We start from the raw sequence: 26,356 nt of genomic DNA, 5'->3' as shown, positions 1-26,356 counted from the left end.
CTCTTCGCGCCGACCGCTTTGGTCGCGTCAGAATTCCTTTCAGTGATCATGTCCCACCTATGTAATTGTATAACATTGCACGGGTTGATAAACGTCATAACATAACATATCAACCCCGAAACAGACCCCGTTTCGGCAGCTAGGTATGACCATGATCGGTTTCCATTTCCATGACCACAGTACCTGTATTGCCGACGGAATAGCGGCCGCTGATGCGCATTGTCGCGCGGCCGGGCTGCAGTTCACACCCGTGCGCAGACGTGTTCTTGAATTGCTTTTGGAAGCCCACAAAGCCATGGGCGCTTACGATTTACTGGACATTCTGCGAACCGAAGGGTTGGGCTCACAGCCACCGATTGTCTATCGCGCATTGGACTTCTTGGTTACAAACGGCTTCGCCCATAAGATCGAGCGCCTCAATGCCTTTGTCGCTTGCAGCCATCCAACAGATCAACATGCGCCTCTATTCATGTTCTGTCGAATCTGCAGAACCGTCGCCGAGGTACCCTCAGAAGTGACCCACGGACGTTTGGGAGCTGCAGAAGACGACGCTGGTTTCCAAATTGAACGAGTGGTGATGGAAGCTGAGGGCCTTTGCCCGAATTGTCAGGAAGACGGCGCACAGTGATGAGCAGACAGACGATGACCAGCCAGGCGGATGCCCAACCGTTGGTGACATTGCAGAACGTAACTGTGGCACACAGTTCGAGCCCGGTGCTCCGCAACGTCAATTTCAAGATTGCACCCGGCGAAATCGTCACGATTGTCGGGCCGAACGGCTCGGGCAAATCCACTCTGTTGCGCACCGTCGTGGGTGCACTGGAAGTCCAAAGTGGTGACGTAAGCCGGAGCCAAGGATTGCGGATCGGATATGTGCCGCAAAAGCTCCACATCGATCCGACCCTGCCCCTGACAGTGCGGCGTTTTCTTAGCCTTCCGACCCCCGTCAAAAACCCAGAGGCCGAAGCCGCGCTGGAAAAAGCCGGAGCTGGAAAACTGATGAACCGCCAGATGACCGGGCTGTCAGGCGGGCAGTTTCAGAGGGTTTTGTTGGCACGCGCGCTCTTGTGCCAGCCGCATCTGCTAATACTGGATGAGGCAACTCAGGGTCTCGACCAACCGGGGTCCGCGGCGTTCTATCGGCAGATCGAACAGCTGCGCCAGACGTTGGGGTGCGCCATCCTGATGGTCAGCCACGAGCTGCATGTAGTCATGGCCGCATCTGATCGGGTGATTTGCCTGAATGGCCACATCTGCTGCGAAGGGGCACCGGAGCACGTGGCCTCTGCGCCTGAATATCGCGCGCTTTTCGGGACAGGCACACAAGGGGCCCTGGCGCTTTACCGGCACGAGCACACGCATACCCATGACCATAGCTGCGGTCATGATCATGCGTTTGACGATGAGGCGACCCAGACAACCGACAAGGCAAAACAAGCCACGAAGGACCTCATTTGACTTTTCTTGACAGTTTTCTGATCCGCGCGGCACTCGCAGGGGTGGGCGTGGCACTGGCGGCTGCCCCGCTTGGATGTTTCGTCGTTTGGCGGCGCATGGCCTATTTCGGTGATGCAACAGCGCATGCCTCGATCTTGGGTATTGCTCTGGCGCTGAGCTTTGAAACGTCGCTCTTTGCAGGTGTTCTGGTTATGGCGTTGCTGATGGGCACTGTCGTCTCAACCCTCAGCGGCCGCGGCTACGCCGTTGACACGCTGCTGGGGGTTCTGGCCCATTCATCGCTGGCTTTTGGCCTGGTTGCCGTGTCCTTTCTGAGCGGCATTCGGCTTGATCTGATGGCATATCTGTTTGGCGACATTCTGGCTGTGAACCAGCAGGACTTGCTGATCATTTGGGGCGGGGCTGCCCTGGTCATTGCGCTGCTCTGGTGGCGTTGGTCCGCGCTTTTGACCTCCACGTTGAACCGCGATTTGGCCCATGCCGCAGGCATCAATCCGCAACGCGAACAGTTGATCCTGACGCTGGCTTTGTCTGTTGTTGTCGCGGTCGCCATCAAGGTTGTTGGTGTGTTGTTGATCGCAGCCTTGTTGATCATACCCGCGGCGAGTGCGCGTCCCTTCGCAAGCACGCCCGAGCGGATGACGTTGATCGCAGCGCTCATCGGGGTTTTCTCGGCAGTGGGTGGCCTGCAATTGGCGTTTGAGTTTGATACACCCACTGGACCAACCATTGTTTGTCTTGCAGCGGTCCTATTCTTGCTGTCCAACATCAAACGGCTGTTTGATCAGGCCTCGGATTGATCCTAAAGGCATCGCATATTTGTTTTGGGCCTGGATGACCAATCCCTAGAACCTAGGTGCCTGTCATCTTCATCTGGTCATGATCGACCCATTTGGACACCGCATCAAGCAGTGCCTGTTTGTTAATCGGCTTACTCAGGAAATCGTCCATACCCGCGCTAAGGCATTGGTCACGATGCGATTGCAGCGCATTGGCGGTCAGCGCAACCACTGGACACCGGGACCAGCCTGCCTCCTCTTCAAAGGCACGAATGTCGAAAGTGGCCTCGATCCCGTCCTTCAGCGGCATCATCATGTCCATCAACACGATATCGGGACGATGTGCTTTGTATTCATCAACCGCTTCGACCCCATTGGTGGCTACGATAACCTCGATCGGGGCGGCCTTCAGCATGCGGGTGACGACGAGCTGGTTGGTTTTGTTGTCTTCTGCCAACAGAAGTTTGACACTAGGCGCCACAGAGGTTGCGGAAGGCGCCGACCTGGAGACCTGAGGCGCGGATGGTTTGGACGGAGCGTTAGTGGCCAGCATGCGCGACAAAACGGTCCGCAGCTGTGACGCCCGTACCGGTTTGAGTGCAATTTCGCAGTTACCCAGACGCTCCCGCGTCGCCTGATCAATCGTGTTTTCCACCGAAGACAAGATAACAATCGGCAAGCGTTTGTATTCTGGCATGGACCGAATAGATTCTGCGAGTTGTCGACCATCCATATCGGGCATCTGGAAATCCTGCAGGATGATGTCGAATTTGTCGGTACCGGATTTGCGCGCCTCCAATAACTCCAACGCCTCCGGAGCGGACCCTGCAACAGTGGTTTGAATACCCCAGGTGCCAAGCCGCTCGTTCAGGATGATGCGATTGAGTTCGAGATCATCAACCACCAGGGCCCGCAACCCATCGAAGGTCACCGCGTTTTGACGTGTTTCCTTTTGCATGGCGCAGGCCTTGAGCGGCAGGTCGATAACAAACACTGATCCTTTGCCGAGTTCAGAGGTGACAGACACCCGCCCCCCCATCAGGGCCAACAAACGTGTGGAGATCGCAAGACCAAGCCCGGTACCTTCGTAGTTGCGGGTCGCCGCGCCATCGACCTGTTCGAAGGCGTTGAAAATCCCCTCCAGACGATCCTGGGGAATGCCAGCGCCCGTGTCAGTGACTGAGATGCGCAAATCGCTGTAACCACCAGCAGTGTGGCCAGAGACTTCGATATACACATATCCATCATTGGTGAACTTGACCGCGTTGCCCGCAATATTGGTCAGGATTTGACGGATCCGACCCACATCCCCTTCAAAGCTCTCTGGCAATTCGGGATCATAGCGCATGGTGACTTCGACGTTCTTTTCCGCTGCTTTGGGAGAAAGCAGTGTCACCACGTCTTCAATCGCGGTCTGGAGATTGAATGGCGAGCGATCCAACTCCATCTTACCGGCTTCGATTTTGGAGAAGTTCAGAATGTCGTTGATGATCGTCAGCAATGCGGAACCCGACTTGGAGATCGTCTCCGCATACATGGTCTGATCTTCGTCCAGATCCGTTTCCAGGATCAGCTCTGCCATGCCGATCACACCATTCATCGGCGTGCGGATTTCGTGGCTCATATTGGCGAGGAACTCAGACTTTGCCTGATTGGCGATATCCGCCGATTTGCGGGCTTCCTCCAATGCGAACTCCCGCTCATCGCGTTCGCCAAAGGTGTCTTCTAGGACGCTGACAGAGAAGTTGAGCGCGCGGAATTCGCGAGACGCAAACCAGGGCAGCCGATCCCGACGACTGGTGAAGCCAGTGATCGCATCGGACATGCGTTGATGGATCATGTTCAACGGTCGCAAGGCCAGTTGATGGATCAACAGCAAAACCAAAAGAGACAGGACCGCAACGGCAACAACGGTCCACATGATGGTTTGGCGCACTTTGTCACGCACCAAAGCCTGCCCTTCACGGGTGGACCAGGTCACGACCATCTGACCGAAATCAAACCCATCAAGGACGATGGGGCGATCATAGGTCACGAAGTCGTCCGCCGACACATCCCGCGCCGATCCTGCGGCGGCAATCGGGTTGCCATCCATACCGCGAATTTCGATGTGCAGCAGTTTTGGATTGCGCGCGATCGCTTCGGTCAGTCCGGTTTCCAGAACAGGCACATCCTCGACGATGATAGATTCCAACATCAACCCGCTGAGCAGGGAAATCGTCAGTTCAGCTTGTTCTTTCAGCTGTGCCTGCAGATTGCGCGTCTCATACCGGCGCGCAAGCTCTGCAATTGCCACAGCCACCAGAAAAGCAGCCAATGACAAGGACAAGACGATTTGGAAGAGGATGCCGGTGCGTTTCATATGGCTTGTCTCGAGTCGTCTTAAAACGCCTCGCTTTGCTCCATTGCATTCCGGATCAGGTCATAGTCGGCGTCTGTTCCTTCCAGGAAACCGTTCTTCGACACGCGGCGCACGATCTCCTCGTTTTCAGAAGACAGCATCACCCTGCGCATTGCCGCAACGACCGGTGCAGGCAGATCTGATGCCGCCAACCAGGGTTTGGTTACGTTGTCAAAACTCGCCAGCACCCGGATGGGCACGCCTTTTGCGACCAGTTTCTTGTAGGTGCTTTCTTTGAGAGCACCCGCCGTGAAGCGGCCTGCGCCAACGGCTTCGCCGACCAGGTCATGGCGTCCCAGATATTCGAATGCATGCAGGTCATCGCTGGTGATTCCCGCATCAAGCAGATGGCTCTGCGCGAGATAGCGGCCGATGGTCGACAGTTCGTCGCCAAAGGCAAAACTCAGACCCGCAAGGTCTGACAATTCCGTGATCGTGCTGTTTTGGTGCACAACAAAGACACCTTTAAATCGCTTCTCACCCTTCTTCGACTCCATCGCGACGATCTGCACCCCGGGGTTCTTTTTCATCACGTGAACATAAGAGGCCGGTCCAAATCGGGCAAAATCGACGTCACCAGCGGCCAGCTGTTCGATGCCTTGTTCGTATTCTTTCGCAATGGACATGCGCACCGTGACCTGCTCCCCCAACTCATCGCTCAACCGGTTGGAGAGAAATGTCAGAAAAGGCCTGTATTTCTTGACCGTATCAGTGGGTTTGTCTGCCGCATAAGTGCCGAACGTAAGCGTGATTTCAGCAGCAGCCATGCCGGGCAAAACAATGAATGCAGCAACAAACAAAGCCGCCGACCAGTTGGAAACGGCTGATATCAATCTGTCTATTTGGGTCTGCATCGCCTGGGACCTCCTTGCTGGGTTCACCATCTGAGTGTCATTGTCTCGTGCCCCAATTTGCACAGAGTACTGAGAAAATCCGGTTAACTGGTACTCAATAGTACAAAAAATTTTACGACTACAGGGTCGAGCCGCTATAGAAATTAACGTTTCAGTAACGAATTGAACGTTTTTCTTAAAAATCGCTAAAAATTTTGAAGATCGGGTTAAGCCCGACAGGACTTTCTGTGAAACTGATACACACTTCTTTCCGACCCGCCCGCCGCTGGCGCACCCTCCTCGGCACATTGCCCCTGGCTTTACTGCCCTCCGGTGCCTGGGCTATTCCATCGCCGGAGTTGGTCATCGGCTCCGTCTCTTCCTTGTCTCAGGTGTTTGCCGTCGGCATTGCCATGGCCTCTGGCTTCGGCGCGATCATTGCCGCAAAACTCGGCCTGAAACCAAAATCGGGTCAAACCGCCCGGCGCTATCCGGTCAAGCTGCTGTCGGTATTGGTGTTGGTCAGTATCAGTCTCGCCATGCTGAACTACTGGCAATACAGCAGCCAAAACGTAGCTGAGCAGGCCCGGCTGCAATCGACCTTGGTGCGCCCTGCGCAGTTTGATGGCACAAAAATCAAAGACGCCTCCTTGAAGGAAACCAGCTACGCCAACCAGTCCGATCATCCCCAGGCGATGACAACCGAAGAGGCTGCACTGGCACTGACAGACGGCGAAACGGTGTTCTTTGACATCCGCGAGACGGGTGAAAACGCGATGGGGACTTTGCCCGGATCGACGCATATCCGCTTCCCGGACTTTCTCGAAACCCGTCCGGTCAAACCCGGGCAGAAAGTCGTCTTGTTTTGTCACAATGGCAACCGCAGCTCCGAAACATGCGCAGAGTTGGCGAAGCTTGGGATCGATTGCAGCTTCATCGCTGGCGGTATCGAAAAGTGGATCGTCGAGGGCCGCGACTTTTCTGACAAGGACGTAAAGACGCTGTCAGATCTCAGAGCAATCCCAGACTATCCCGGCCGCGACGTGCTGCTGAGCACCGCTGATTTCACCGCCTTGCTGAATAAAGAAGATCTGCAAATCGTTGATACGCGCTATCCCGGTGATTTCGCTTCAGGCCACCTGCCCGGCGCGGTCAACATTCCGATCCGGAAGATGACAACAAGCGACCTGATGGCGCGCATTGCTGATCTTGATCCCAACAAGCCGACGATCGCTGCCTGCTACGATCGCAGAAGCTGCTTCATGGGTCAGGTGCTCGGGCTGGAGTTGTCGCAGCAAGGCATTGATTTCCGTGGTCGCTATACCCTGCCTTGGGAGTATTTTGTGGCGCCTCCGCCCAAACCACATGTGCAGGCCTGGCTGGCCGATCAACAAAGCGGACTGTGGAACAAGGCGATTTCCGTCTTGGCAACGGCGCTGCTGTGGACCCATGCGCAGGCGCATATCCTGTGGGGGCTTTTGGCCCTGTCTGTGATCACGCGCATTATGATCCTGCCGGTCGCTTTGAAATCGGAACGAGACCAGATCATCACCGCAGAAACTGCTGATGAAATGAAGGCGTTGAAAGAACGGCTTGCGGATGATCCGGTGCGCAAAGCGCGCGCTGTTCAGGCCTTTTACGCGGACAAGGGGCTTACGCCTTTGAAAAATCTGACGGCGTTGTTGTTCCTGCCTGTCATGATGCTTGGGGTATCAGCCGCGCAAGAGGCCAGCGCGTCTTTGCAGACACCGTTTCTCTGGATGAACGTTCTCGGCGCTGCGGATCCCCTGTTCGTGCTGCCCGTTCTCTTCTGTGTCTTGGCAGCTGTTTATCTGCTCTGGGCTGTTGCGAAGACACCGCGACAGAAAAAGCTGTGGATGGGTCTGGGGGTGCCTATGCTATTTGCAATGGTCTTCAGCCTATCGGCGGCGGCCAATGCCTATCTCTGCTTTTCGCTGTCACTTCTTCTGCTGCAACGCGCCTATGTCACAGGCCTGCATCTTCGCATACCGAACTGGTACCGTACACAACGACACGATGCCGAACTGCGCAAACTGCCGCGTGGCGTGATCCCTATGGGGTATAGCGAGCAATTGGAGGCCGCCGGCAACAAGGCTTTGCGCCTCTCGATCATGAAAGCGGCCGGTCTGCCCGTACCAGGGGGCGTCATTGTGCAGTCCACTGCGATCGCCGACTACAGTGCCATGTCCAACGCGGAAAAAGATGCATTTGCGGCAAAGGTCTTTCAGCTGGCTGATAGCGCAGAGGTCGCGGTTCGATCATCGGCGTCAAACGAAGATGGCGCGGATCAAAGCTACGCAGGTGTGTTTGAGTCTGTTCTGCATGTAACGGCTGAGACAATGCGCGCGGCCTTGGACGAGGTGGTTGCCAGTTTTTCCTCTGACCGCGCAGCAAGCTATGCGGGAGGGGCGGACAGCGCTGATCAGGGCAACATCGTCGTCCAGGAAATGGTGCAGGCGGAATATGCGGGTGTTCTTTTCACCCAAGATCCCATGGCGCCCGGCATGAGCATGATCGAATGGGTTGAAGGCGTTGGCGAAGATCTGGTTTCTGGCCGGGTTACACCAACATCAGTGCGATTTGGCCGGTTCTCCGGCCTGCTTGTAGATGACGTTTGTGACAGTCTGCTCGATCTTAAACCGCTACTGGCGCTTGGCGCCCGGATCGAAGAGATCTTTGGCGGCCCCCAAGATGTGGAATGGGCTTATGCCCAGGGCCGTTTCCAGATCGTCCAAAGCCGGGACATCACCACATTGTCGCTCGGCTCGGACACCGAACGCACGCGCCTGGCCGAATGGCGGGAGGTTCTTACCAAGTTTCAGGATGCAGCCCCTAACCAAGTGGTTCTGGAACAGGACGAAATGTCCGAAGTCCTGCCACGTCCAACACCCCTGTCCTTTTCGTTGATGGGCAGCCTCTGGGCACCCGGCGGCAGCGTCGACCTGGCCTGTCGGGCCCTGTCGGTTCCCTATAATCTGCCAGAGGGTCGCCCAGGTCATTTGGTCAACCTGTTTGGAAAGACCTACGTCGATGTTCAACTGAAAGAACAGATGACGTTGAAGCTGACTGCGACAAAGGCAAAACAACTGCGCAAACAGGCCCGCCCCATGATCGCCCAGTTCCAACAAGAGGTCTTGCCGGATCTGCAGGATCAACTGGCATTTTGGCAAGCGGTGGATTACGCGGCCTTGCCCCAGACCAAACAGTTGGAGGCCATCCAGACCCTGCGCGATATGTTTGTGACCGGCATCTATGTCGAGGCAGAAAAAATCAACATTGTGGCTGGTTTTACCATGGGCGAAGCCAGTGCGGCAGCAGCCGGTGATCCGGCGATCAAATCCCATTTGATGCATGCGGAATTGCCAAACGCACCGTCGAGCCTGCTATCGTCCTGTGCTGGGGACACCCAGCAGGCGCTGGCTCTCATGGGGCATCGTTCTATTTTTGACTATGAGCTAAGCACACCAAGGTATCACGAAGCCCCTGCCCTTTTGGAATCCCTATTGGAAGGATCTGTGGAGCCGATCAATGGCGGCACAGCGACACCAGCCAACCTGCCGGAAGACCTGCGGGAAACCATCGACGTTGCAATTGCCTATCAGGATCTCAAAGAACAGGCCAAACACGAAGCACTGCGTGTCCTCGCGGAACTGCGCCGCGCGCTGCTGGCCTTTGGCGAAACAACCGGGTTGAAGGATCTGATATTCCACCTAACCATGGATGACGTTCTTGCCATCAATGAAAGCACCTTGGCGTCCCTCCACGACAAGGCAGCCGCACAAAAGCAGACGGAAGACCTGCGAAAAGCATCAGCGCCCAGCTCGGTGTCTTTGACCTTGCGGGAATGCGAGCTGTTATCATTGGGTGCGGCGCCAGACAACGCAGACGCCGCGATGGGTGGCACATGTGTGGCTGGCAGCGGATCCACAACCGCGCGGCTGTTCTGGGTCGAGGATGAAACCGCCATTGGGCCCGACGTCTTCGACGGGTTCCAAGATGGGGATATTCTGGCCTGTCGCATGATCAACCCGGCCTGGTTGCCATATGTGCAACGCTCTGGCGCTGTCATTAGCGAAGTTGGCGGCTGGCTCAGCCACATGGCGATCGTTGCGCGAGAGAAAGACGTTCTGATGTTGGTGGCCTGCAAGGGGCTCGGCCAACTCAGCCACGGTGAAACAGTGACCGTATCTGATGACGGCACGATCACGCCGCAAACGGACCAAGACCTGCAGGCGGTTTCCGCATAACGCGTCATACAAACAGGCATCCCCCCGGCTGCAACGCTGGGGGGACCACCCCATGTTCTGTCTTGCGGATTTTCACAGATTTGTGTGAAAAATCGAGCCATGGAACATCACCCGGACTCCAAACGAACCACACGGCTACTGGATCAGTTGAAAGCTGATTTGGATGACTTCCCCCCTGCCCTCGCCGAGGCTGCCAAATACATCATCGACAATCCGGCCGACTTCGGCCTCGATCCGATCCGGGTGTCGGCGCAAAAAGCAGGTGTCAGCACCAATTCGCTCGTTCGGCTGGCGACCCATTTGGGGTTTGACGGGTTTGAAGGCCTGCGCGGTCCATTCAGGGCTTCACTGACGACTGAACGGGAGGGTGGACTTGGCCTGGAATGGCTGGACCGTTTGGAACAGTCGGACGACACCGCCAGGCACGGGCGCATTGCACGCAACGAGGTCAACATCATTGCGCGTTCCCTGCGGCTGATGACGCCCGAGCGCATAGACGACATCACCAAAACGCTAACATCTGCGGCGGCCTGTTATGTCACGGCAACGCGGGCGAGCTACGCGTTGGCCTATTATTTCCACTATGTCGGCCGCATGGCGTTGCCAAAGTTGGATCTTGTCCCACGACACATGGGCACAGCCGTTGACGAATTGATGGACATCGGACCCGAGGACTGCCTGGTGGCGATGACCTTCGCGCCCTACTCTGCGGAGACGTTACAAGCGTTGCATTTTGCCCAAAATCGCGGAGCAAAGCTCGTATTGATCACCGACAATGATGTCATCACACCCGGCCTTCAGCCGGATCATTTGCTGCAGGTCGCCGACAATGCATTGCATCCATTCGGGGCCTATGGCGGGGCGATGGCTGTATTGGACTGCCTGTTGACCAGCCTGGTAGACGCCGGGGGTGAGGCTGCCCAAGAAAGGATCCGCACCTACGAAGCTCTGCGGGAGGACACCGGTGCCTATTGGCGCGGGGGAAAGCTGCCCAGACTGGCGAAATAAGACCTCGGCTGATGTGAGTGCGCGCTACAGGCGCAAATCTGACTGATCGGGCGCCAAGACATATTTCAGATCATACAATACGGCACCCGCCCGACCAAACGTCCGAATTTGCTCTGCCCCAAGTGCTGCGAACTCGTTGTGGGCAACGGCAATGACAACCCCATCATAGGCGTCGGTGTCGGGACGATCGACAAGCGTGATGCCATAGTCCCGTTGTGCCTCTGCCGGATCGACATGAGGGTCGCAAACGTCGACTGTCAGACCGAAGTCTTCCAAACCTCTGACCACATCGATCACGCGGGTGTTGCGCAGATCGGGGCAGTTTTCCTTGAAGGCCAAACCCAAAACCAACACCCGGCCATCTGACACAGACAGTTTGCGCCGCAGCATGGCCTTCACCATTTCACCCGCCACATAGTTGCCCATACCATCGTTCAACCGTCGCCCTGCCAATAGGATCTCGGGATGATAGCCGAGCTGTTCGGCTTTGTGGGTCAGGTAATAGGGATCAACACCAATACAGTGACCACCAACAAGGCCTGGACGGAAATTCAGGAAATTCCATTTCGTGGCTGCGGCCTCCAGTACCGCCTGGGTATCGATCCCCATGCGATTGAAGATTTTGGCAAGCTCATTAACCAGCGCAATATTGATATCGCGCTGACTGTTTTCGATGACTTTTGCAGCTTCGGCGACACGAATGCTCGCCGCTTTGTGTGTGCCTGCTGTGATGATCTCTCGGTAGAGCGCATCCACCTTTTCCGCTGCCGCATCCGTAGAGCCAGACGTCACTTTGACGATATCTGGCAAACGCCGTGTCTTGTCTCCAGGGTTGATACGCTCTGGGCTGTAGCCGACCGTAAAGTCGACATTCAGCTTCAAACCCGACTGCTCTTCGAGAATGGGAACGCAGTCCTCTTCGGTCGCACCGGGGTAAACCGTCGACTCGTAGATCACCAAATCACCCGTTTTCAGAACCTGCCCAACAGTGCTCGACGCCGCCCGCAATGGTCCGAGATCCGGCCGTCTGCTGGCATCAATTGGGGTCGGAACCGTGACGATGAAGATCTGACACTCCGCGATGTCATTCACATCATCCGTTAGGGTCAGCCCGGTCGCTTCGTTCAGGGCAGACCCTTCAATTTCGCGGGTCGCATCATGGCCAGATTGCAACGCAGCAATTCGGTCGGCGTTTACATCAAAGCCAATCACTTGACGGTTTTTGCCAAATTCAACTGCGAGCGGCAGACCAACATAGCCGAGACCAAGGATACATATCTTTTCTCTGGCGTTCATCTGGTCCTCTACGATCTGTGACTGCAGGTGCCTTTCATAAGGGGGTTGGGTGGCAATTTTCAACCAGGCTGCAGCAGACCAAGGCCCAAATGGTTCCCATCCTCCCTAACGAACAATCACAAGTTACCTGTGATGCGGCTGATATTGTTCGCTGCGGATCTCGAGCATGCTTGGCCCCTGTTCCTTACCAAAGGCCCTGATCGCATCGCTGACAGTTGCGGGGTCCGAAGATACCGATTGAAACGGGATACCAAAAGACTGCGCCGCAGCGGCAAAATCGGGCGGCGTTGGATCGCATCCCAGAACGGTCACGCCAACATCATCCATGGAGCGGGCAATTTCCTGGTAGCCATGGTTGTTCCAAATCACGAAAGTGATTGGCAGGTTTTCATCCACCGCTGTCATGATTTCGGGCATGGAAAACTGAGCCCCACCGTCACCGGCAATACAGATCACCCGTGTTCCGGGGGCAGCAATCGCAGCTCCAACAGCAGCCGGGATCGCAAAACCCAAGGCGCCGTAACCCGTGGCGGCATTGAACCAGCCCCCTACCCTGTCGTGATCATAGTACAAATTGCCTGCATAGATCGGCTGAGTAGAATCCCCGACCATAATGGCCCGCGGCGCGGCCAAACGCAGGGCGTTCAGAACGCTGACTTGGTTTTGATAGTCTTCGCCAATCTCCTGCCAAGCCGCGCTTCGCACTGCGGCGGCTTTTGCGCTGCCCCACCCTTCAGAAACCTGGCCGACCTCGGGCCGCAGATCCGCAAGCGCGTCCAACACCTCCATGACTGTCCCGTGTATCGCCAAATCCGCCGGATAGCGGTGCAACTGCTGTTCACAGATGTCGACGCGGGCAAGATCAGCGATCTCCAGATCCAGGCCACGCGCATACATGTCGTAGTCCGTCGGTCCCATTTCAGTGCCCAGGGCCAAGACGAGGTCAGCCTCTTTCAGCAGATTGCGCACCGCCTCAAGCGAGGGGCTCGCCGGGACCGACAGCGGATGGTCAAACATAAGACCGCGAGCATTGGCTGTCTGAACAACCGGGGCATTCATGCGTTCTGCCAACGCGCGGACCTGGGGTGCCGCTGCCTTCGCGCCACCGCCAACCAGCAACACAGGTCGCGCGCACCGGCGGAGACGCTGACGTAGATCTGCCAAACTATCGGCGGCGGCAATTGTAACCGACTGCTGTGGCGCGGCATCCCGCTCCTTTGGCGCGGTCGCGGCTTTACCGGCGATGTCCAAAGGGATCTGAATATGGGTTGGGCCCGGCCTGATGTGCTGCGTGCCGGACAAGGGCGCAAACGCCCGGTCCACAGCCGCATCCAGTCCTTCTGCCGTTTCGACATGTTCCGCAACCAAAGCAACCTGGGCAACAAGCGCTTGTTGATTGGGGAGTTCATGCAGATGGCCAAGACCTTTGCCAATTGATCCGGTCGCATTTGCACCTGAAACTGTCAACATGGGGACAGAGTCAGCCCGCGCCTGCGCCATGGGCGTCAATGTATTGCTGATACCAGGCCCTGTGATAACAAAAACAGCAGCGGGCTGTCCGTTGACACGGGCATATCCGTCAGCCATGAACCCCGCCCCCTGTTCATGCCGCGGGGTGATATGGCGGATCCCGGAATTGGCGAGCCCACGGTACAGTTCGATCGTGTGTACGCCCGGGATCCCGAAGACATGAGTGATACCGCGTGCAGACAAATGCGTGACCAAGGCTTCGCCGATGGTTGGGCGTGCCTGAGTATCGTCAACCTGGCTCATGTGTGTACCGCCTGTTGTTTGTTGGCATGTGCAACGATCCGTTCCAATGCTTGGGCAAAACGATCATCATCAATCGTCAGGGCCACACGGACCCAATCTGTCATGGCATCGCCAAAAGAACTGCCAGGCATCACGGCAACCCCGCCATTGTGCAAAAGATCAGAGGCATATTCCTCGCCTGACAGTCCCAGCGACGAGACATCGATCATCGCGAACATACCGGCTTCCGGTTCATGCACATGCAACGAGGTCCGGCTGTGCAGACACTCAGCCAACTGACGGGCCCGGCGCGCAAATCGATCAGCCATACCATCTGCAACCGACGAGCCGTGTTTGACGGCATGCTCCGTAATATCAGCGATGAAGGGTTGGTTGCCGAACAACATGGTTTCCGACAGAGGCAAAACACCACAGCAGAAGGCCTCCGACCCGATGCACCACCCGCTCCGGAACCCCGGGGCGGCGTGCGACTTGGAGATCGATGACACCACCACAACCCGATCAGCGAACGCCGCGCGCGACAGCGGCGACACGAAGGCTGATTTATCAAAGACCAGATATTCATAGACCTCGTCAGAAATGATCCAAAGGTCGTGTTTTTGCGCCAACGCACCAAGGGCATCCAGATCCTCGGCCGTCAGGATCGAACCGGTTGGATTATGGGGGGTGGTCAACAGAATCGCGCGGGTCCTGGGGGTGATTTTTGCCGCGACATCCTCGGCTTGCAGCCGAAACCCATGACTTGCTCGCAACGGCACAGGCACCATGTCAGCGCCCGTCGCCCGAATGATCCCTTCATAGGTTGCATATAGCGGATCACCGACGAGCACCTCATCGCCGCTTTGAACCATCCCCATAACAACCGCAAAAAGAGCTGTCTGCGTACCGGGAAAGCAAAGCACGTTGTCTCTGTTCAGGATACGGCCGGATGTCACCGAATAGCGTTCCGCAAGTGCATCGCGCAGATTGTTCTCACCCCTGCCATTGGAATAGGTCGTTCTGCCTGCGTGCAAAGCGCTGCAGCCTGCGTCGATCAGTTCCGGTGGTGTGGGAACATCCGGCTCGCCAATCGTCATTTCAACGATATCAGCGCCCTTTGCGACAAGATCCCGGGCTTCGAGGTGCAGGGCCCATTTGGCGCTGCCCAAAGACGACAGCCTCGTTGTCACATCACTCAGTCGCATCCGCTGCAGCCTCCTGTGTCAGATTGATTTGCAGGATCGCACCAACAGATTCGATCCCGATCCGTGAAATTTCACCTGGTTCAAAAAGTTCCGGCAACACGCCGCCTTCCATCCACAGACCATCGATCACCGCGTTTGATGCGGTCGCCAATTGCTGCACACGCCGCGCAGGCACAGAAACTCCGATTTCTGCGTAAGCATCAGATATCATCTGCTCGAGGATATTGCGAAAGTAGTGGTAGGTTTGGTTGTGGATCGCGTGCATGTGCGCATCATGCCTGACCTTGTCGAGGAACCCAGCCCAAAGGCCGACTGCAATAGCATCCATTACGGGTGGCTCCAACGAAGCCGATAGAAACCGGATCAGCCGCGCAACTGCAGATCGCTCATCATCATCGGCGCAGCGCAAAGCGGCATCGCTGATGCTAATCATATGATGTTCGTAGGCCGCTTTTATCAGGTCATCCTTGCTATCGAAGTAGTGCCTGATCAGTCCCTGCGTGACACCTGCCTCGGCAGAGATGTCTCGGACAGTTGCCGCGGACAGCCCCTTCGCCGCGATGATACGCAAGGTTGCTTCGATCAGCGCGGTCTTACGTTCTTCCGGCTGCGAACGGGTAAATTTCCTACGATCTATCATTTTTCACAGATCCACGGCTGCTGTTATACGGCTGTATAAAAACAGATCGCTTGCGCCGTGCAACAAAAATCGTTCAGCCGCGATTAACCGTGCTGGCTTCGCCTAGGATATAATGCTGATGGCGTTGATGTCGGGATCGACTTCCTGACACGCCAAAAACAGCCGTTGTTGAAGATGTGACACAACATAGTTCGCATGAAACCGGCTTGGGGCGCGAAGGGTCAAACGCCCGCTTGCTCTGCCCTCTCGGCTCAATGCCTGTATCCATGCCGTGTAGGTTGCGTTGTCCTCGGCATGAAGGATCGCTTTTGTAAGACTCCATTCTGTGCCGTCGGAAACATCTGGTGCGGGCGCTGCAGTTCCGGACATGAGCGGCACGACATTCTTTGGCGGCTGATCACCGGCTTGCATACGATGATCAAAGTCGGGCCCAATGGCAGGCCAAACATTTCGGGTGTCTTCAAGGATACGCTCCAGATCGACGCCATATTCTGTCACTCTGCCACGTGCGCCCTGGCGTTTAACAACCAGCCATCCCAGTCCACGCAATTTCGCCATTTCACGTTTGACGGTTCGTTCATCGACAAACCACATGTTGGCGATTTCACGTTGCCCAACTGCGAGTTCATTCCGTTGCCAGTTATACCTCGCAGTCAGCAGGGTCATAAATCGAAGCACAAGACGCTGCTGGCCTTTGTCCAATGATAGGGCAAAGGTTCCCACCGCTGTGAGAATGTCATACTTCAATGCAGGCGCATTGCGCCCAACCGGTTTGTTGACAAGCATATCTGCTCTCTTGTCTCCGTCCGTTTCAGACGGTTGCCTCTGTCGCCACGCGTTCGTCGCATGATCTTAGTGAAGGTTTTATTCTGTTTGTTCCTGACAGGAAGAAATCAGAAACTCAACGCTTTTCTTTTTCTGCCTTCAATTTGCGTCCTGCATTCCGATTCTGTCAACCGATCTGTTTGGATAAGGCGGTCGTAATTCCATTTTTGAATCAAAAATCGGTATTCATGGTATTGGGTGACACGCTGGTCGTCCCCCAATGATCAAAAAATGTCCCCCAATTGTATGGTGTGCTGCGAATACATGTCCCCCAACTTTAGAGACTAATTTTTGGATCTAACCGATCCTTGGCAGGGTTTCCCTCCTCCGGGTCGAATCGGTTTCAGACACTATAGGTGGCACTTAAGCGTAATTTGGAGGGCCTTGGTCCCCGCGGGGACAAGACGCTTTTTACCACAATATTTGGTTTTGCGTTTTTTGCAAATTCCGCGTAAATGAAAAACACAGCCTAAAAAGCGTCCAAAGAGGCACAAGCAACAGACATTATAATGGACGCGACCAAGAGGAGCAGAGATGTACACGCATAACGACTTGGCGCAGATGCAGGCCCAATCGCTCAAGATGCAGAGCTGGATCCGGCAACAAACTTTCTCTCCCAAGATGGAGAAGACCCTGCGCCGGTTCTCCAGCTGGGAAGTGGCGGAGCTGATATTTAAGGTCAATCAATCAACACTGCGCGGGCGGCTTGCGGCTGATCCGGCTTTGCCACAGGGCCACGTGGAGGCCGATGGGCGGCAGCGGTGGTATTCGCTCGAAGAGATCAACGAACTGCGGCGGCGATTGAAGGTGAACCGCAAATCGTTACTGCCGGAACGACCCGCAGGCAAGCGGGCGTTGCGCGTTGCGATTTCGAACTTCAAAGGCGGCGCAGGCAAATCAACCGTGGCACTCCACTTTGCGCATGCCGCAGCGCTTGATGGCTATCGCGTCCTCTGCGTCGATTTTGACCCTCAAGCGACATTGTCTCATTCCATGGGTTTGAGTGATGTGACTGAGGATTACACTGTCTGGGGTATCATGGCGCGGGATCTGATCCGTGAGACCAACCGGATGAATGCTGGCTTGCGTGGCGCGGAGTCTGGTGCGGCCCTGCCCGAGCGAAAGCTGCCCGAGGCCATTACAGGGATGGGTCTGCAGGACCTGCGCATCAGTGACTTTATCAAACCAACCAGCTGGCCAACCATCGACATTGTGCCGAGTTGCGCCAACGCTGCTTTTGTCGAATTCGCATCGGCACAGTATCGACATCTGAACCCTGAATGGTCGTTCTTCGCGGCGGTCTCTCGTTATCTCGATCAACTGCCATCCGAAGATTACGACATGATCATTTTCGACTGCCCGCCTGCCATTGGCTATCAGTCCATGAATGCGGTCTTTGCTGCTGATATGTTGTACATCCCATCGGGGCCCGGCTACTGGGAATACGATTCAACAACCTCGTTTATCGGTCAGCTGTCCGAAGCATTGGAAGATCTGTCTGCTTTCAACGGGGTTGTCCCCGCGGGGACATTCACGCTGCCCAAGGTGTTTCAGGACGTGCGCTTCTTGCTGACACGATATGAGGCAGGCAATGATCTGCACCGGGCCATGCGTGATGCGTTCTTCAAAGTCTTTGGTGAGCGGATGACAGACCATCCGATTGAGATGACACGCGCGGTGGAGCAATCGGGCCGCTTCCTCAGTTCAATCTACGAAATCGACTACCGGGATATGACACGAGAGACATGGCGACGCGCGCGTGCATCGTTTGATCAGGCCTATGTTGAGTTTAAAGCGAATGCGCTGCAGGCGTGGGAGAAATTGGAGACTGAGGTATGAGCAAGCGTCGAGTGTTTGATATCAACTTTCCATCAGAGCCAACGGCAGATGTGGCCCCTACCCCACCGACCGAAGCGACGCCGTCGGCGGAACCATCGGTCAAATCCGACGGGCGCCGCGGTCCGATGGCAAAAGCGATCACGGAAAATGCAGATGCGCTGCGCAGCCGGGCCGAAATTGAACAGACCATCCGTGCAGAAAACGATCGGCTTGCGCATGAATTCGTGCGTCTCAAAGCGCTCGGCCTGGTGGTTGATCGCATCCTGCTCGACAAGATTTCGACCAGTAAACTGATCCGCGACCGATCAGTCACCCGCGACCCAGATCTTGAAGAGTTGAAGGCATCGATCAAAGAGTTGGGGCTCTCCAACCCAATTCGGGTCGAAGAAGACGGTGATGGCTATCAACTGGTGCAGGGCTTTCGGCGGTTGTCAGCCTATCAGGCGCTCTATGCTGAAACCGGAGATGAGACCTTTGCCGCCATCCCTGCCGGACTGGTGGCCCGCGGAGAGACGCTACAAGGGCTCTATCGTCGCATGGTCGACGAAAACCTTGTGCGACGGGATATCTCCTTTGCGGAGATGGCACAATTGGCGGTGTCCTATGCGGTAGATCCGGAAACTGATTGCACGAATGTGGAAGATGCCGTTGCGGTACTCTACGCCTCAGCCGGGCGGCAAAAGCGTAGCTATGTGCGCCATTTTGCGGAGCTTCTAGAATTTATCGGTGCGGATCTCACCTACCCGGAGGCGATCCCTCGTGCACTTGGGCTCGATCTGAAGAAAAAGCTGGTGGACTCCCCTGCCCTGATAGATCAGCTGCGCGCCGTTTTGCGCAGCAGCGATTTTGCAACCGCGGATGAGGAACTGGCGGTATTGCGTGAGGCACTGAAATCAGCAGGCGCTACATCTTCCGTGTCACGGGCGGCGACCAAAACGGGTGTGGCGAAGACCACGCTGCGCTGCACCGTCCCCGCGGGGACAGTGCGCTGTCAGGCTCGGGACGGTCGCATCGAGATGGCCATGGAACGCGATTTTTCGAACATTGATCAGTATAGGCTTGAGAGTGCCATTGCTGCCTTCTTCGAGGCGTTGGATCAGAGCTGACCGCTACATTTGATTTGTCGCGAATTTTAAGGCTGCTCTTTTGAGCAGCCTTTTCTTTTTTGTGGCAAAAGAAAGGCAGATGCCTGATACCAGACTGCACTGCCTATTTGTCCCTGCGGGGACAGGTTGCGGGCGCGAACTGCATTTGTCCCGCAACCGTCCAAACCGCGTACCGCCGGATTTGTGAGTGTTCCGCGTCCTGTCGTCTCTGCTGAAAGTTTGAAGCCATCTGTTCAATGCCCCAATTCCCCTGCGCGATACAACAACCAGCTGCCCTGCTTTCTAGCTTGATGCGGCGTCCATTCTTGGAGGTCGTGTTGGCATGAGGGTACAGACTGCATCATGGGATGATGACATTGCCATTGTCGATTTGCGGTCCATCGGCGCGCAGCGGGATGCTGACGATTGGTTGGTATCCAGTTGGAAGGCCGGTCAATCGCGGGCGACGGAATGGTCGGAACACAATGTCAGGCTTGGCAGTGATGGCAAAATCGACCTGCAACTGTCTGCAAACCACCAGGGCGCGGTGCGACCGTATCTCGGTGCTGAAATTCAGTCAGAGACAGCCAGCGAGACGGGCATTTGGTCGTGGACGGTTCAGGCCCCTGAAATGCAACCCGGCGCCGTGTTTGGCATGTTTTTGTTTCAGGCCGACTATCAGAACGATCCTTGGCTAGAGTTCGATTTTGAATTTGTCGGAGCAGATACAACCAAGGTGCAGCTCAGCATTCACATGGAGGATGAGCACGGCAATCGCGTCAGTCTTGGTGATGGCCCCGCAGGGCCAATAGAGATCGATCTTGGGTTCGATGCATCCAAAGGGTTTCACACATACCAAATCGAATTGACTGGCAGTTCTGCCTTGTTTCACGTCGATGGCGCGGTTGTTGGCGCCTTTGATGCATCTGATATGCCCCGGCAGGTTTGGTCCTCTGGCCCGGTCAAAAGTTTCACGGATATTTGGGCGGCTTCGCCTGAACAAAGTGATTGGGCGGGTCAGATTGATGAGTTGTCTCAGCCATTGACAGCGACGATTGCGCATTTGGCAGTCCCTGGCGTTGGCGCGGCAGAGCAGTCAGGCGGTGGGCAGGCAGATCATTTGGTTGGGTTGGATCAAAATGACGTTTTGATGGGGCTGGCCGGAGCCGACGCGTTGGATGGCGCGGCCGGTGATGACCACCTGATGGGCAATCGTGGACGCGATGTATTGCGCGGTGGGGCGGGGCAAGATCGGCTCGACGGTGGTGCCGGTCGTGACAAACTCCATGGTGGGGCAGGGGAGGATCTGCTGATCGGAGGCCACGGTTTCGACCATTTGTGGGGCGGGGATGCTGGCGATGTGTTTGTGATTCAGTCCGACAAAGCTGACCGTATTCGTGATTTCAACCTGTCCCACGGGGACAGGCTGGATCTATCGTATTTTCAGCTTAGCGATGTGACCGCAAAAGCAGATATGCCTTTGCGATGGCTCGACGGCGTGCGCGGCAATGGGACACGCGATGTGTTGCAGCTCGAAACCGACAGGGGATGGAAGACGCTTGCTGTGATTGACGATCCGAACGATCAGCTGCATCTTTCAGATCTTTGGTCTGCCGACCTTTTGGTATTCTAAGGTTGGTACTGTACACTAGTGTCTAATATACAATTCAATCAGACTACACCCCAGTGTTCACGGCAGCCCAAGTGTCCCAAGGCAGCTCCTCGCGTCCCAGTAGCGCGGGCAGGAGACGCAGATCGTCCGCAAAGATATCTTGCAATGCTTTGACATCCTCATCTGTCATCTTGGGCACCACATCGCGCATGCTTTGGCTGTTTGCCTTCAACAGAGCAGAGACAGGTCGCGTCTGTTTCACTTTCGCCAAGCTGTCCTCAAACCCTGCTTTGCGCAGCTGATCACCCCCGGCTCTGAGCATTGTGCGTAGAAGCGGCACACGGGCCCTGTCGCTTTCATTGCGCCGCTCTGCCAGGACGGGTGAAACATGACTATCGTCCAGGCCTGCAAACCGGTAGACCGCTTGCGCAGCTGAAATTGGGTCGCTGCTGATATCCTCAGCCAATAAAACCAATACGTTAGATCTGTCAAAGATCTCAAACCAACGCTGCAGGTGCTGCGAATATAGCCCCTGTTCGATATAGGCGGGGTTGTTCTTTAGCCCGTCCGCAAAGGAGCAGACGGGAATGTGCCCCTTGATCACCTCATGCATGTGATTGGAGTAGGCACGTGCAATCGGATCGCGCAGAAGACAGACGATCTTGATAGTGGGATCAAATTCCGCAATGCGCTGCGGGCACCGGGGGTCATAGAAGTAGGAGGGCGAGGCTTCGAACCTCGCGACTTTGTCGGTAAGCGATGCGAAATGGTTCCTGTACCAACTATAGCCTCGGTCGAAATACGCGCTGAAAAAGTCGACCTCTTTGGGTTCGGCCACGCCCGCGTCTGGATGGGCGCCGATCGTGGCATGAATGAAAGTCGACGCACATTTCTGCGCGCCTATTCCGATCAAGGTTGGTCCAGCAACGGTTTCCATGTTCATTTCAGTTCTCCGGCAGAGCGAGGCTGGGCAGCGGTCAACGATCTTGGCATGAGCCACCATATTCCGAAGGCTTACCAACATGGTATGGCCTTGTTTATGGTTACGCTCGGAATGAACACACCAAAAGTGGTTTCAGATCTGGTTTGAAGGAAATGGGGGCAGGCCCAAATGGCAGAAACAGCACCGGGGCAGGGGAGAGATCAACCCAAGAGCGACCCTTTCGGCCGATCGACACAGCGCGACGGCGCCCACCCGCTGATTTCCGTTGTTGTTGCGAACCACCAAGGTGCATCTTTTCTGGATCAAGCGCTGCGGTCGCTGGCGGTGCAAACGCATACCAATATTGAGGTTATTGTTTCTGATGATGGATCATCTGACGGTTCAGTAGCGATCGTAGAATCTTGGGCGCAGAAAGACCCGCGCTTCAAGGTTTTGAGCCACCCTGTCGCAACCGGGCCCGCTGCGGCACGAAATAGGGCACTGGCCTGCGCCACTGGCTCCTGGGTGGCAATTTTTGATTCAGACGACGTCATGCACCCAGATCGGCTAAAGCGCCTCCTGCGGGCCGCTGAGGCCCTGAATGCGGATGCGGCTGCGGATGATATGATCCATTTCGCCACGGAGCCGCTGCCCCGCCCGCAGAGCGTTTTGGGCACGTCTTCCTCGGATCAGCCGCGACGAATCGATGTGATCGACATGCTGCATGTGCCTACTGGTGCAGGGGCAAGTCAGCTTGGGTACCTAAAGCCCCTCATTCGTCGCTCCGCGCTTCAAGAGCACCGATATGACGAAACGCTGACGATCGGCGAAGATCAAGATTTCTATCTGCGCCTGCTCTTGGAGGGTGTGTCGTTGTTCACTCTGCCCGAAGCGCTGTATCTTTATCGGCGGCATCCGGGATCGCTGTCGCACCGCTCCTCCAGTGACCAAATTGCCGCCTCTCTTGCGGCGATGGAGCAATTGTCAGAGCAGCTAGGTGATTTGGAAGATGCTGAAATAAAGGAACAAATCGGAGTTCGAAGGCAGATCCTGCGGCGCCGGTTTGAATTCGAGCGTTTTGTTGAAGCCTGCAAGGCTAGGCAATTTGGTCGTGCGCTTGCATCAATCATGTTTCGGCCCCGTCTTTTGTTGCAGGCGAAAGATGTGCTGGTGCAGCGTCTGAAACGGCCACAACAAAACGCGGTGCCGCGCCAGCGCCTGCTCCATCTGGTTGGCCCGCAGAGTATCCGACCCGAAAAAGGAGATTTCGTTGAGGTGCCAGGTCTTGACCAAGATCACGGATGCTCTGCGCTTTGGGCTGAGCTGTGTTTTGTTGCGTCCTGTGACGCGCTGACGCTGACCTATGATGACGCATCCGGCCTGTCCGCCGCCTGGCGTGTGCCCGCGGCGGTGGCCATCCATGAAATTGGTTCGCTCAGCTGTTCTTTGCCTCGGCCAGGTAGGGCATCTGATCTGAAAACTGCGGATCACCCTGTCGTTGCGGGTTAAGCGATGGTTGGCAGACTGGAAATTCCTGCAACAGAACGGTATGCGCGTCGCAAGTAAGGCTGGCGTCATGCACCATGCTTTGGCAGGTTGATCGGAACAATTGAGGCGCATTCCCATGCCATCAACCCTTGAACAAGGTGAAAATCCTGGCGCAGCAGAGCCAATGCCTCGGCCTGCCGCTTTCTATGGTCGATCCACCGGCATCTGGGTGACACAGGCCCAATTAAAACTTGGATTCCTATGTCTTGCGGCGTTGTCTGGAACAGGGGTGATTTACCGATTTGGATTTCAATCCATCGGATGGATGGCGCTCTACGCGGTGACCGTGATCTGGTTTTTGCGCGATTGGCGCCAATCCGCAAGGATCTTCTGGCAGGCGTGGCCGGTCCTGCTGCCAAGCCTCGTTGCCTTGGCCTCCACATTGTGGAGCGTCAACCCGCCCGTCACGGCCTATCGTAGTTTTCAATTGTTGATGACGACGTTGATAGCCATCCGAATTGCCACGACCATTCCTGCGCATCGGACCATGATTGTGGTGAGCTTGACCTCCATTGGCGGTGTGGCGCTTTCCTATCTCAATTCTATGGTTACTTTTCTGCCCTCCGCGTTTCACCCAAACGGTGCGTTGAAAGGCATATATGTTCATAAGAACTCTCTGGCCAAAGCCATCGTAAATGCCGCACTCGGTGTGGTCAGTCTTGGGTTTTACTGGCGGCTTGCGGTTTTTGGGTTGCTCGGGGCTGCACTGTTGATCCCGGTTTTGGCCATGGCGCAATCTGCTGGAGCCTATGTGACCTTTGCTATTCTGGCGGTGTACGTTCCCGTTTTGATGATCCGGCGTTGGGGCGGCACAGCCCGCCGCTTGGCGCTGATTTTCTCTCTTCTGTTGCTCGGCTCGGTTCCCGTCTTTTTGGTGATGGGCGGCTTTGACGCCTTTGGCGCATTGCTAGAAAAACTAGGCAAAGACAGCACGTTGACGGGGCGAACGGTGATCTGGCAGTTCGGTCTCGAAGAGATTGCCGATGCACCGTTTGCGGGTCTAGGGTTTGGCGCTTTCTGGTCCGTGCCGTCTTATGCCCGCCTCTATATCGAAGCTTACGTTGATCAGGGTCTGTTCTGGTTTCACAACAGCTATATCGAGTTGATAGTGGGCAATGGGCTGGTTGGCGCACTTGTTTTCTTTGGGTTGCTGTTAAACATCGTCATCCGATGCTTCCAGTGGTTCCTGAACGATGGAACTGTGACAGCCGGTTACTTCCTGTTCTACGTTCTGATCAATCTTGTCGCGGCTCTGTCGGATAATGTGATCTACAACGAACACTCGATCCGACACATGCTGATCGTTATGGCCTGGATCTACGCGGGACGTGCTCTTGGCAAGTGGCGCGATGTGCCAGCCACCAAAGGCGGCAGCTGGAGAATGCGCCTGCGATCAAAGGATGCGCATCAACCGCGATAATAGTAGTCGTGTGACCGTTTGGCCGTCCCATACAAAGGTTTGCCGGTGGATTTCACCTTGGTCAGGACAATGCCATCCGGGCTGCGGCCGCCTTGTTCCAACTGCTGGATTGCATCAACAAAGACCGACTGACGTGTGGTGTTCCATTGCGCCAGCATGATCAGCAAATCAGCTTGTTTTCCAATGATACGCGCATCCGGAACAACAGAAATCGGCGGAGTATCAATCACAATCACGTCCCAATGGTTCCGAATTTCAGCCAGCACCTCGGGCAGGCCCCCGCGGTCCAAAAGATCTGCGGCGCTGCCGTCATAGTGACCCGCTGGCAGTACATCGACGAGGCCAAGCGCTCCGGGACGAATGGCATCGGCGAGCGTGGCCTGATTGAGCAGGACCTCTGCAAGGCCAGGATGCTGGTTGCCGTTTGCCAACGGGTTGGACAGGTAATGCCGGCGGATATCGCCATCAATCAGCAGCACTGATTTGCCGATTTGCGCGATGTTATGAGCAATGGCAGCCGAAAGCGTCGATTTCCCATCACCGCTTTCGGCTGATGTGAATACAATCACCTGGGCAGTCTTGTCACCACGCGTCATCAACAGGGATGTACGCAGATTTCGCATGGCTTCGCCATCCCGGGTCTGCGGGCCAAGCGCGGCGGCGTCCTCTGGCCGGATGTCCTGGCTGAACTGGTCCAATGCGGCAATAACTGGCACATGGGTGAGGTTGGCAATCTGATCAGCGGAATAGAGCCGTGTGCGCACCAGATGCAATCCGATGACGATTGCTGCGCCGATAACTCCGCTAAAGAAGACCGCGATTATCAAGATGCGGCTTTTGTGCGGCAGGGCAGGGCGGTCAGGCGGGAAGGCACGGGAAATAACCCGGCTGTCAGCGCGTTGCAGCCCCACTTGCAATGATGTTTCCCGCAGCCGGTTCTGAAAGTTCTCGAAAAGCAGTCGGCTTGCTTCTGCATCTCTTTCGGCCTGCACAACTTCGGTAAGTACATCGCTCTGGGTGGCAATGGTGATTTCCAGCTGTGCCATCGACCCACGAATGGCTTGTTCTTTTTGTTCGGCATCGCGCAGGTCCCGTGCGGCCTGCGCCAGGACCGCGCGCCATCCATCTTGATGACCAACGGCAGTGCTCAGCAGGGCAAGATAGCCGTATTTCCGGGCGGCATCCTGTTGGTCCGCGACTTCCTGTAGGGTCGCCAATTCGGATTGGATGGCGCGGTATTGCTGAACCTCCTCCTGTCGTTCAACCAGGGCGCTGCGCAACGATACAAGACGGTTTTCGAGGCTGACAAGTTGCGCCGGGCTGGTCTGTCGCTAACAAGCGATATGTCCGGTGTAGGTAACATGCGATCTGTCCGGTTTTATCATGTCTCCGAAAGGAGGCGTTATGAAGCGGACAGAAGTGTTACAGGAAGTTCGACTTATGAAGTTCGAAGACGTGTATTCGC

General features: G+C 55.9%; 19 protein-coding genes. 10 read left to right on the top strand and 9 right to left on the bottom strand.

Annotated features, from left to right (window positions below):
* Nucleotides 1-145 precede the first annotated feature (145 nt).
* Genes Q0C28_RS12975 through Q0C28_RS12965 form a run of 3 tightly spaced genes read left to right on the top strand, consistent with a single transcriptional unit; the run spans nucleotide 146 to nucleotide 2,258 of the window.
* On the top strand, nucleotides 146-628 hold the full coding sequence (locus Q0C28_RS12975; RefSeq protein ID WP_293576454.1) for a Fur family transcriptional regulator: 483 nt from the start codon (nucleotides 146-148) through the stop codon (nucleotides 626-628).
* Nucleotides 628-1,458, top strand: coding sequence for a metal ABC transporter ATP-binding protein (locus Q0C28_RS12970; RefSeq protein WP_293576452.1), 831 nt, complete (start codon nucleotides 628-630; stop codon nucleotides 1,456-1,458). Before Q0C28_RS12975 ends, Q0C28_RS12970 begins: the two co-directional genes overlap by 1 nt.
* Nucleotides 1,455-2,258 carry an iron chelate uptake ABC transporter family permease subunit gene (locus Q0C28_RS12965; RefSeq protein ID WP_293576450.1) on the top strand — a complete coding sequence of 268 codons (804 nt, stop codon included), beginning with the start codon at nucleotides 1,455-1,457 and terminating at the stop codon, nucleotides 2,256-2,258. The genes Q0C28_RS12970 and Q0C28_RS12965 overlap by 4 nt, the downstream gene beginning before the upstream one ends.
* A 52-nt stretch (nucleotides 2,259-2,310) precedes the next feature.
* Here Q0C28_RS12965 and Q0C28_RS12960 read toward each other — a convergent pair whose 3' ends face one another.
* Nucleotides 2,311-4,599 (bottom strand): response regulator, encoded by a 2,289-nt coding sequence (locus tag Q0C28_RS12960; RefSeq protein WP_293576448.1) that lies wholly within the window; start codon nucleotides 4,597-4,599, stop codon nucleotides 2,311-2,313.
* A gap of 20 nt (nucleotides 4,600-4,619) precedes the next feature.
* Nucleotides 4,620-5,405, bottom strand: a complete 786-nt coding sequence (locus Q0C28_RS12955) for a PhnD/SsuA/transferrin family substrate-binding protein (RefSeq protein ID WP_293576469.1) — start codon at nucleotides 5,403-5,405, stop codon at nucleotides 4,620-4,622.
* A 479-nt stretch (nucleotides 5,406-5,884) separates the two neighbouring features.
* Here Q0C28_RS12955 and Q0C28_RS12950 point away from each other — a divergent pair, with 479 nt between their 5' ends.
* Nucleotides 5,885-9,739: a PEP/pyruvate-binding domain-containing protein gene (locus Q0C28_RS12950; protein WP_293576468.1), complete on the top strand. Its 3,855-nt coding sequence runs from the start codon at nucleotides 5,885-5,887 to the stop codon at nucleotides 9,737-9,739.
* A 99-nt stretch (nucleotides 9,740-9,838) separates the two neighbouring features.
* Entirely contained in the window at nucleotides 9,839-10,747 is a 909-nt protein-coding gene (locus tag Q0C28_RS12945) for a MurR/RpiR family transcriptional regulator (RefSeq protein ID WP_293576446.1), read from the top strand.
* 24 nt (nucleotides 10,748-10,771) lie between these two features.
* Here the strand turns inward: Q0C28_RS12945 and tviB are convergent, their stop codons facing one another.
* From tviB to Q0C28_RS12920, 5 genes are all read right to left on the bottom strand, one after another.
* Nucleotides 10,772-12,043, bottom strand: a complete 1,272-nt coding sequence (gene tviB, locus Q0C28_RS12940) for a Vi polysaccharide biosynthesis UDP-N-acetylglucosamine C-6 dehydrogenase TviB (protein WP_293576444.1) — start codon at nucleotides 12,041-12,043, stop codon at nucleotides 10,772-10,774.
* 123 nt (nucleotides 12,044-12,166) lie between these two features.
* On the bottom strand, nucleotides 12,167-13,816 hold the full coding sequence (locus Q0C28_RS12935) for a 5-guanidino-2-oxopentanoate decarboxylase (RefSeq protein WP_293576442.1): 1,650 nt from the start codon (nucleotides 13,814-13,816) through the stop codon (nucleotides 12,167-12,169).
* Complete coding sequence (locus tag Q0C28_RS12930; RefSeq protein WP_293576440.1) at nucleotides 13,813-15,000, bottom strand: pyridoxal phosphate-dependent aminotransferase; 1,188 nt, start codon at nucleotides 14,998-15,000, stop codon at nucleotides 13,813-13,815. The genes Q0C28_RS12935 and Q0C28_RS12930 overlap by 4 nt, the downstream gene beginning before the upstream one ends.
* Nucleotides 14,987-15,640 (bottom strand): TetR family transcriptional regulator, encoded by a 654-nt coding sequence (locus tag Q0C28_RS12925; RefSeq protein ID WP_293576438.1) that lies wholly within the window; start codon nucleotides 15,638-15,640, stop codon nucleotides 14,987-14,989. Before Q0C28_RS12925 ends, Q0C28_RS12930 begins: the two co-directional genes overlap by 14 nt.
* Before the next feature lie 102 nt (nucleotides 15,641-15,742).
* Complete coding sequence (locus tag Q0C28_RS12920; RefSeq protein ID WP_293576437.1) at nucleotides 15,743-16,426, bottom strand: hypothetical protein; 684 nt, start codon at nucleotides 16,424-16,426, stop codon at nucleotides 15,743-15,745.
* Between the two features lie 573 nt (nucleotides 16,427-16,999).
* Between Q0C28_RS12920 and Q0C28_RS12915 the strand changes: the two genes are divergently transcribed.
* The 3 genes from Q0C28_RS12915 to Q0C28_RS12905 all read left to right on the top strand — a co-directional run bounded on the left by Q0C28_RS12915 (nucleotide 17,000) and on the right by Q0C28_RS12905 (nucleotide 21,022).
* Nucleotides 17,000-18,304, top strand: coding sequence for an AAA family ATPase (locus Q0C28_RS12915; protein WP_293576436.1), 1,305 nt, complete (start codon nucleotides 17,000-17,002; stop codon nucleotides 18,302-18,304).
* A complete protein-coding gene (locus Q0C28_RS12910; protein WP_293576435.1) occupies nucleotides 18,301-19,410 on the top strand; it encodes a ParB N-terminal domain-containing protein in 1,110 nt (369 codons plus the stop codon). The genes Q0C28_RS12915 and Q0C28_RS12910 overlap by 4 nt, the downstream gene beginning before the upstream one ends.
* Before the next feature lie 322 nt (nucleotides 19,411-19,732).
* Nucleotides 19,733-21,022 carry a family 16 glycosylhydrolase gene (locus Q0C28_RS12905; protein WP_293576434.1) on the top strand — a complete coding sequence of 430 codons (1,290 nt, stop codon included), beginning with the start codon at nucleotides 19,733-19,735 and terminating at the stop codon, nucleotides 21,020-21,022.
* A 43-nt stretch (nucleotides 21,023-21,065) separates the two neighbouring features.
* Here Q0C28_RS12905 and Q0C28_RS12900 read toward each other — a convergent pair whose 3' ends face one another.
* Complete coding sequence (locus tag Q0C28_RS12900; protein ID WP_293576433.1) at nucleotides 21,066-21,944, bottom strand: sulfotransferase domain-containing protein; 879 nt, start codon at nucleotides 21,942-21,944, stop codon at nucleotides 21,066-21,068.
* Nucleotides 21,945-22,112: 168 nt separating this feature from the next.
* On the opposite strand from Q0C28_RS12900, the gene Q0C28_RS12895 reads away from it, so the two are divergent.
* The gene (locus Q0C28_RS12895; RefSeq protein WP_293576431.1) at nucleotides 22,113-23,432 is read left to right on the top strand and encodes a glycosyltransferase family 2 protein; all 1,320 of its coding nucleotides are present in this window, start codon (nucleotides 22,113-22,115) and stop codon (nucleotides 23,430-23,432) included.
* Between the two features lie 115 nt (nucleotides 23,433-23,547).
* Nucleotides 23,548-24,891: an O-antigen ligase gene (locus Q0C28_RS12890; protein WP_293576429.1), complete on the top strand. Its 1,344-nt coding sequence runs from the start codon at nucleotides 23,548-23,550 to the stop codon at nucleotides 24,889-24,891.
* Here the strand turns inward: Q0C28_RS12890 and Q0C28_RS12885 are convergent.
* Entirely contained in the window at nucleotides 24,879-26,171 is a 1,293-nt protein-coding gene (locus tag Q0C28_RS12885; protein WP_293576427.1) for a tyrosine-protein kinase domain-containing protein, read from the bottom strand. The two genes, Q0C28_RS12890 and Q0C28_RS12885, sit on opposite strands and share 13 nt — an antisense overlap.
* Between the last annotated feature and the right edge of the window lie 185 nt (nucleotides 26,172-26,356).

Origin of the sequence: Phaeobacter sp. (assembly GCF_022825805.1) — a bacterium.
Classification (GTDB): domain Bacteria; phylum Pseudomonadota; class Alphaproteobacteria; order Rhodobacterales; family Rhodobacteraceae; genus Phaeobacter.
Note: the sequence above shows the minus strand (reverse complement) of the source record. Positions and strands in the feature narration are given on the sequence as shown.

Bases quoted from the DNA above. Each gene is read 5' to 3' on its own strand.
- Q0C28_RS12950 (WP_293576468.1), top strand. From the start codon at position 5,885: ATGGCCTCTGGCTTCGGCGCGATCATTGCCGCAAAACTCGGCCTGAAA.
- Q0C28_RS12960 (WP_293576448.1), bottom strand. From the start codon at position 4,599: ATGAAACGCACCGGCATCCTCTTCCAAATCGTCTTGTCCTTGTCATTG.
- Q0C28_RS12905 (WP_293576434.1), top strand. From the start codon at position 19,733: ATGAGGGTACAGACTGCATCATGGGATGATGACATTGCCATTGTCGAT.
- Q0C28_RS12890 (WP_293576429.1), top strand. From the start codon at position 23,548: ATGCCATCAACCCTTGAACAAGGTGAAAATCCTGGCGCAGCAGAGCCA.
- Q0C28_RS12925 (WP_293576438.1), bottom strand. From the start codon at position 15,640: ATGATAGATCGTAGGAAATTTACCCGTTCGCAGCCGGAAGAACGTAAG.
- Q0C28_RS12955 (WP_293576469.1), bottom strand. From the start codon at position 5,405: ATGGCTGCTGCTGAAATCACGCTTACGTTCGGCACTTATGCGGCAGAC.
- Q0C28_RS12935 (WP_293576442.1), bottom strand. From the start codon at position 13,816: ATGAGCCAGGTTGACGATACTCAGGCACGCCCAACCATCGGCGAAGCC.
- Q0C28_RS12970 (WP_293576452.1), top strand. From the start codon at position 628: ATGAGCAGACAGACGATGACCAGCCAGGCGGATGCCCAACCGTTGGTG.
- tviB (WP_293576444.1), bottom strand. From the start codon at position 12,043: ATGAACGCCAGAGAAAAGATATGTATCCTTGGTCTCGGCTATGTTGGT.
- Q0C28_RS12945 (WP_293576446.1), top strand. From the start codon at position 9,839: ATGGAACATCACCCGGACTCCAAACGAACCACACGGCTACTGGATCAG.
- Q0C28_RS12930 (WP_293576440.1), bottom strand. From the start codon at position 15,000: ATGCGACTGAGTGATGTGACAACGAGGCTGTCGTCTTTGGGCAGCGCC.
- Q0C28_RS12975 (WP_293576454.1), top strand. From the start codon at position 146: ATGACCATGATCGGTTTCCATTTCCATGACCACAGTACCTGTATTGCC.
- Q0C28_RS12895 (WP_293576431.1), top strand. From the start codon at position 22,113: ATGGCAGAAACAGCACCGGGGCAGGGGAGAGATCAACCCAAGAGCGAC.
- Q0C28_RS12920 (WP_293576437.1), bottom strand. From the start codon at position 16,426: ATGCTTGTCAACAAACCGGTTGGGCGCAATGCGCCTGCATTGAAGTAT.
- Q0C28_RS12900 (WP_293576433.1), bottom strand. From the start codon at position 21,944: ATGAACATGGAAACCGTTGCTGGACCAACCTTGATCGGAATAGGCGCG.
- Q0C28_RS12910 (WP_293576435.1), top strand. From the start codon at position 18,301: ATGAGCAAGCGTCGAGTGTTTGATATCAACTTTCCATCAGAGCCAACG.
- Q0C28_RS12915 (WP_293576436.1), top strand. From the start codon at position 17,000: ATGTACACGCATAACGACTTGGCGCAGATGCAGGCCCAATCGCTCAAG.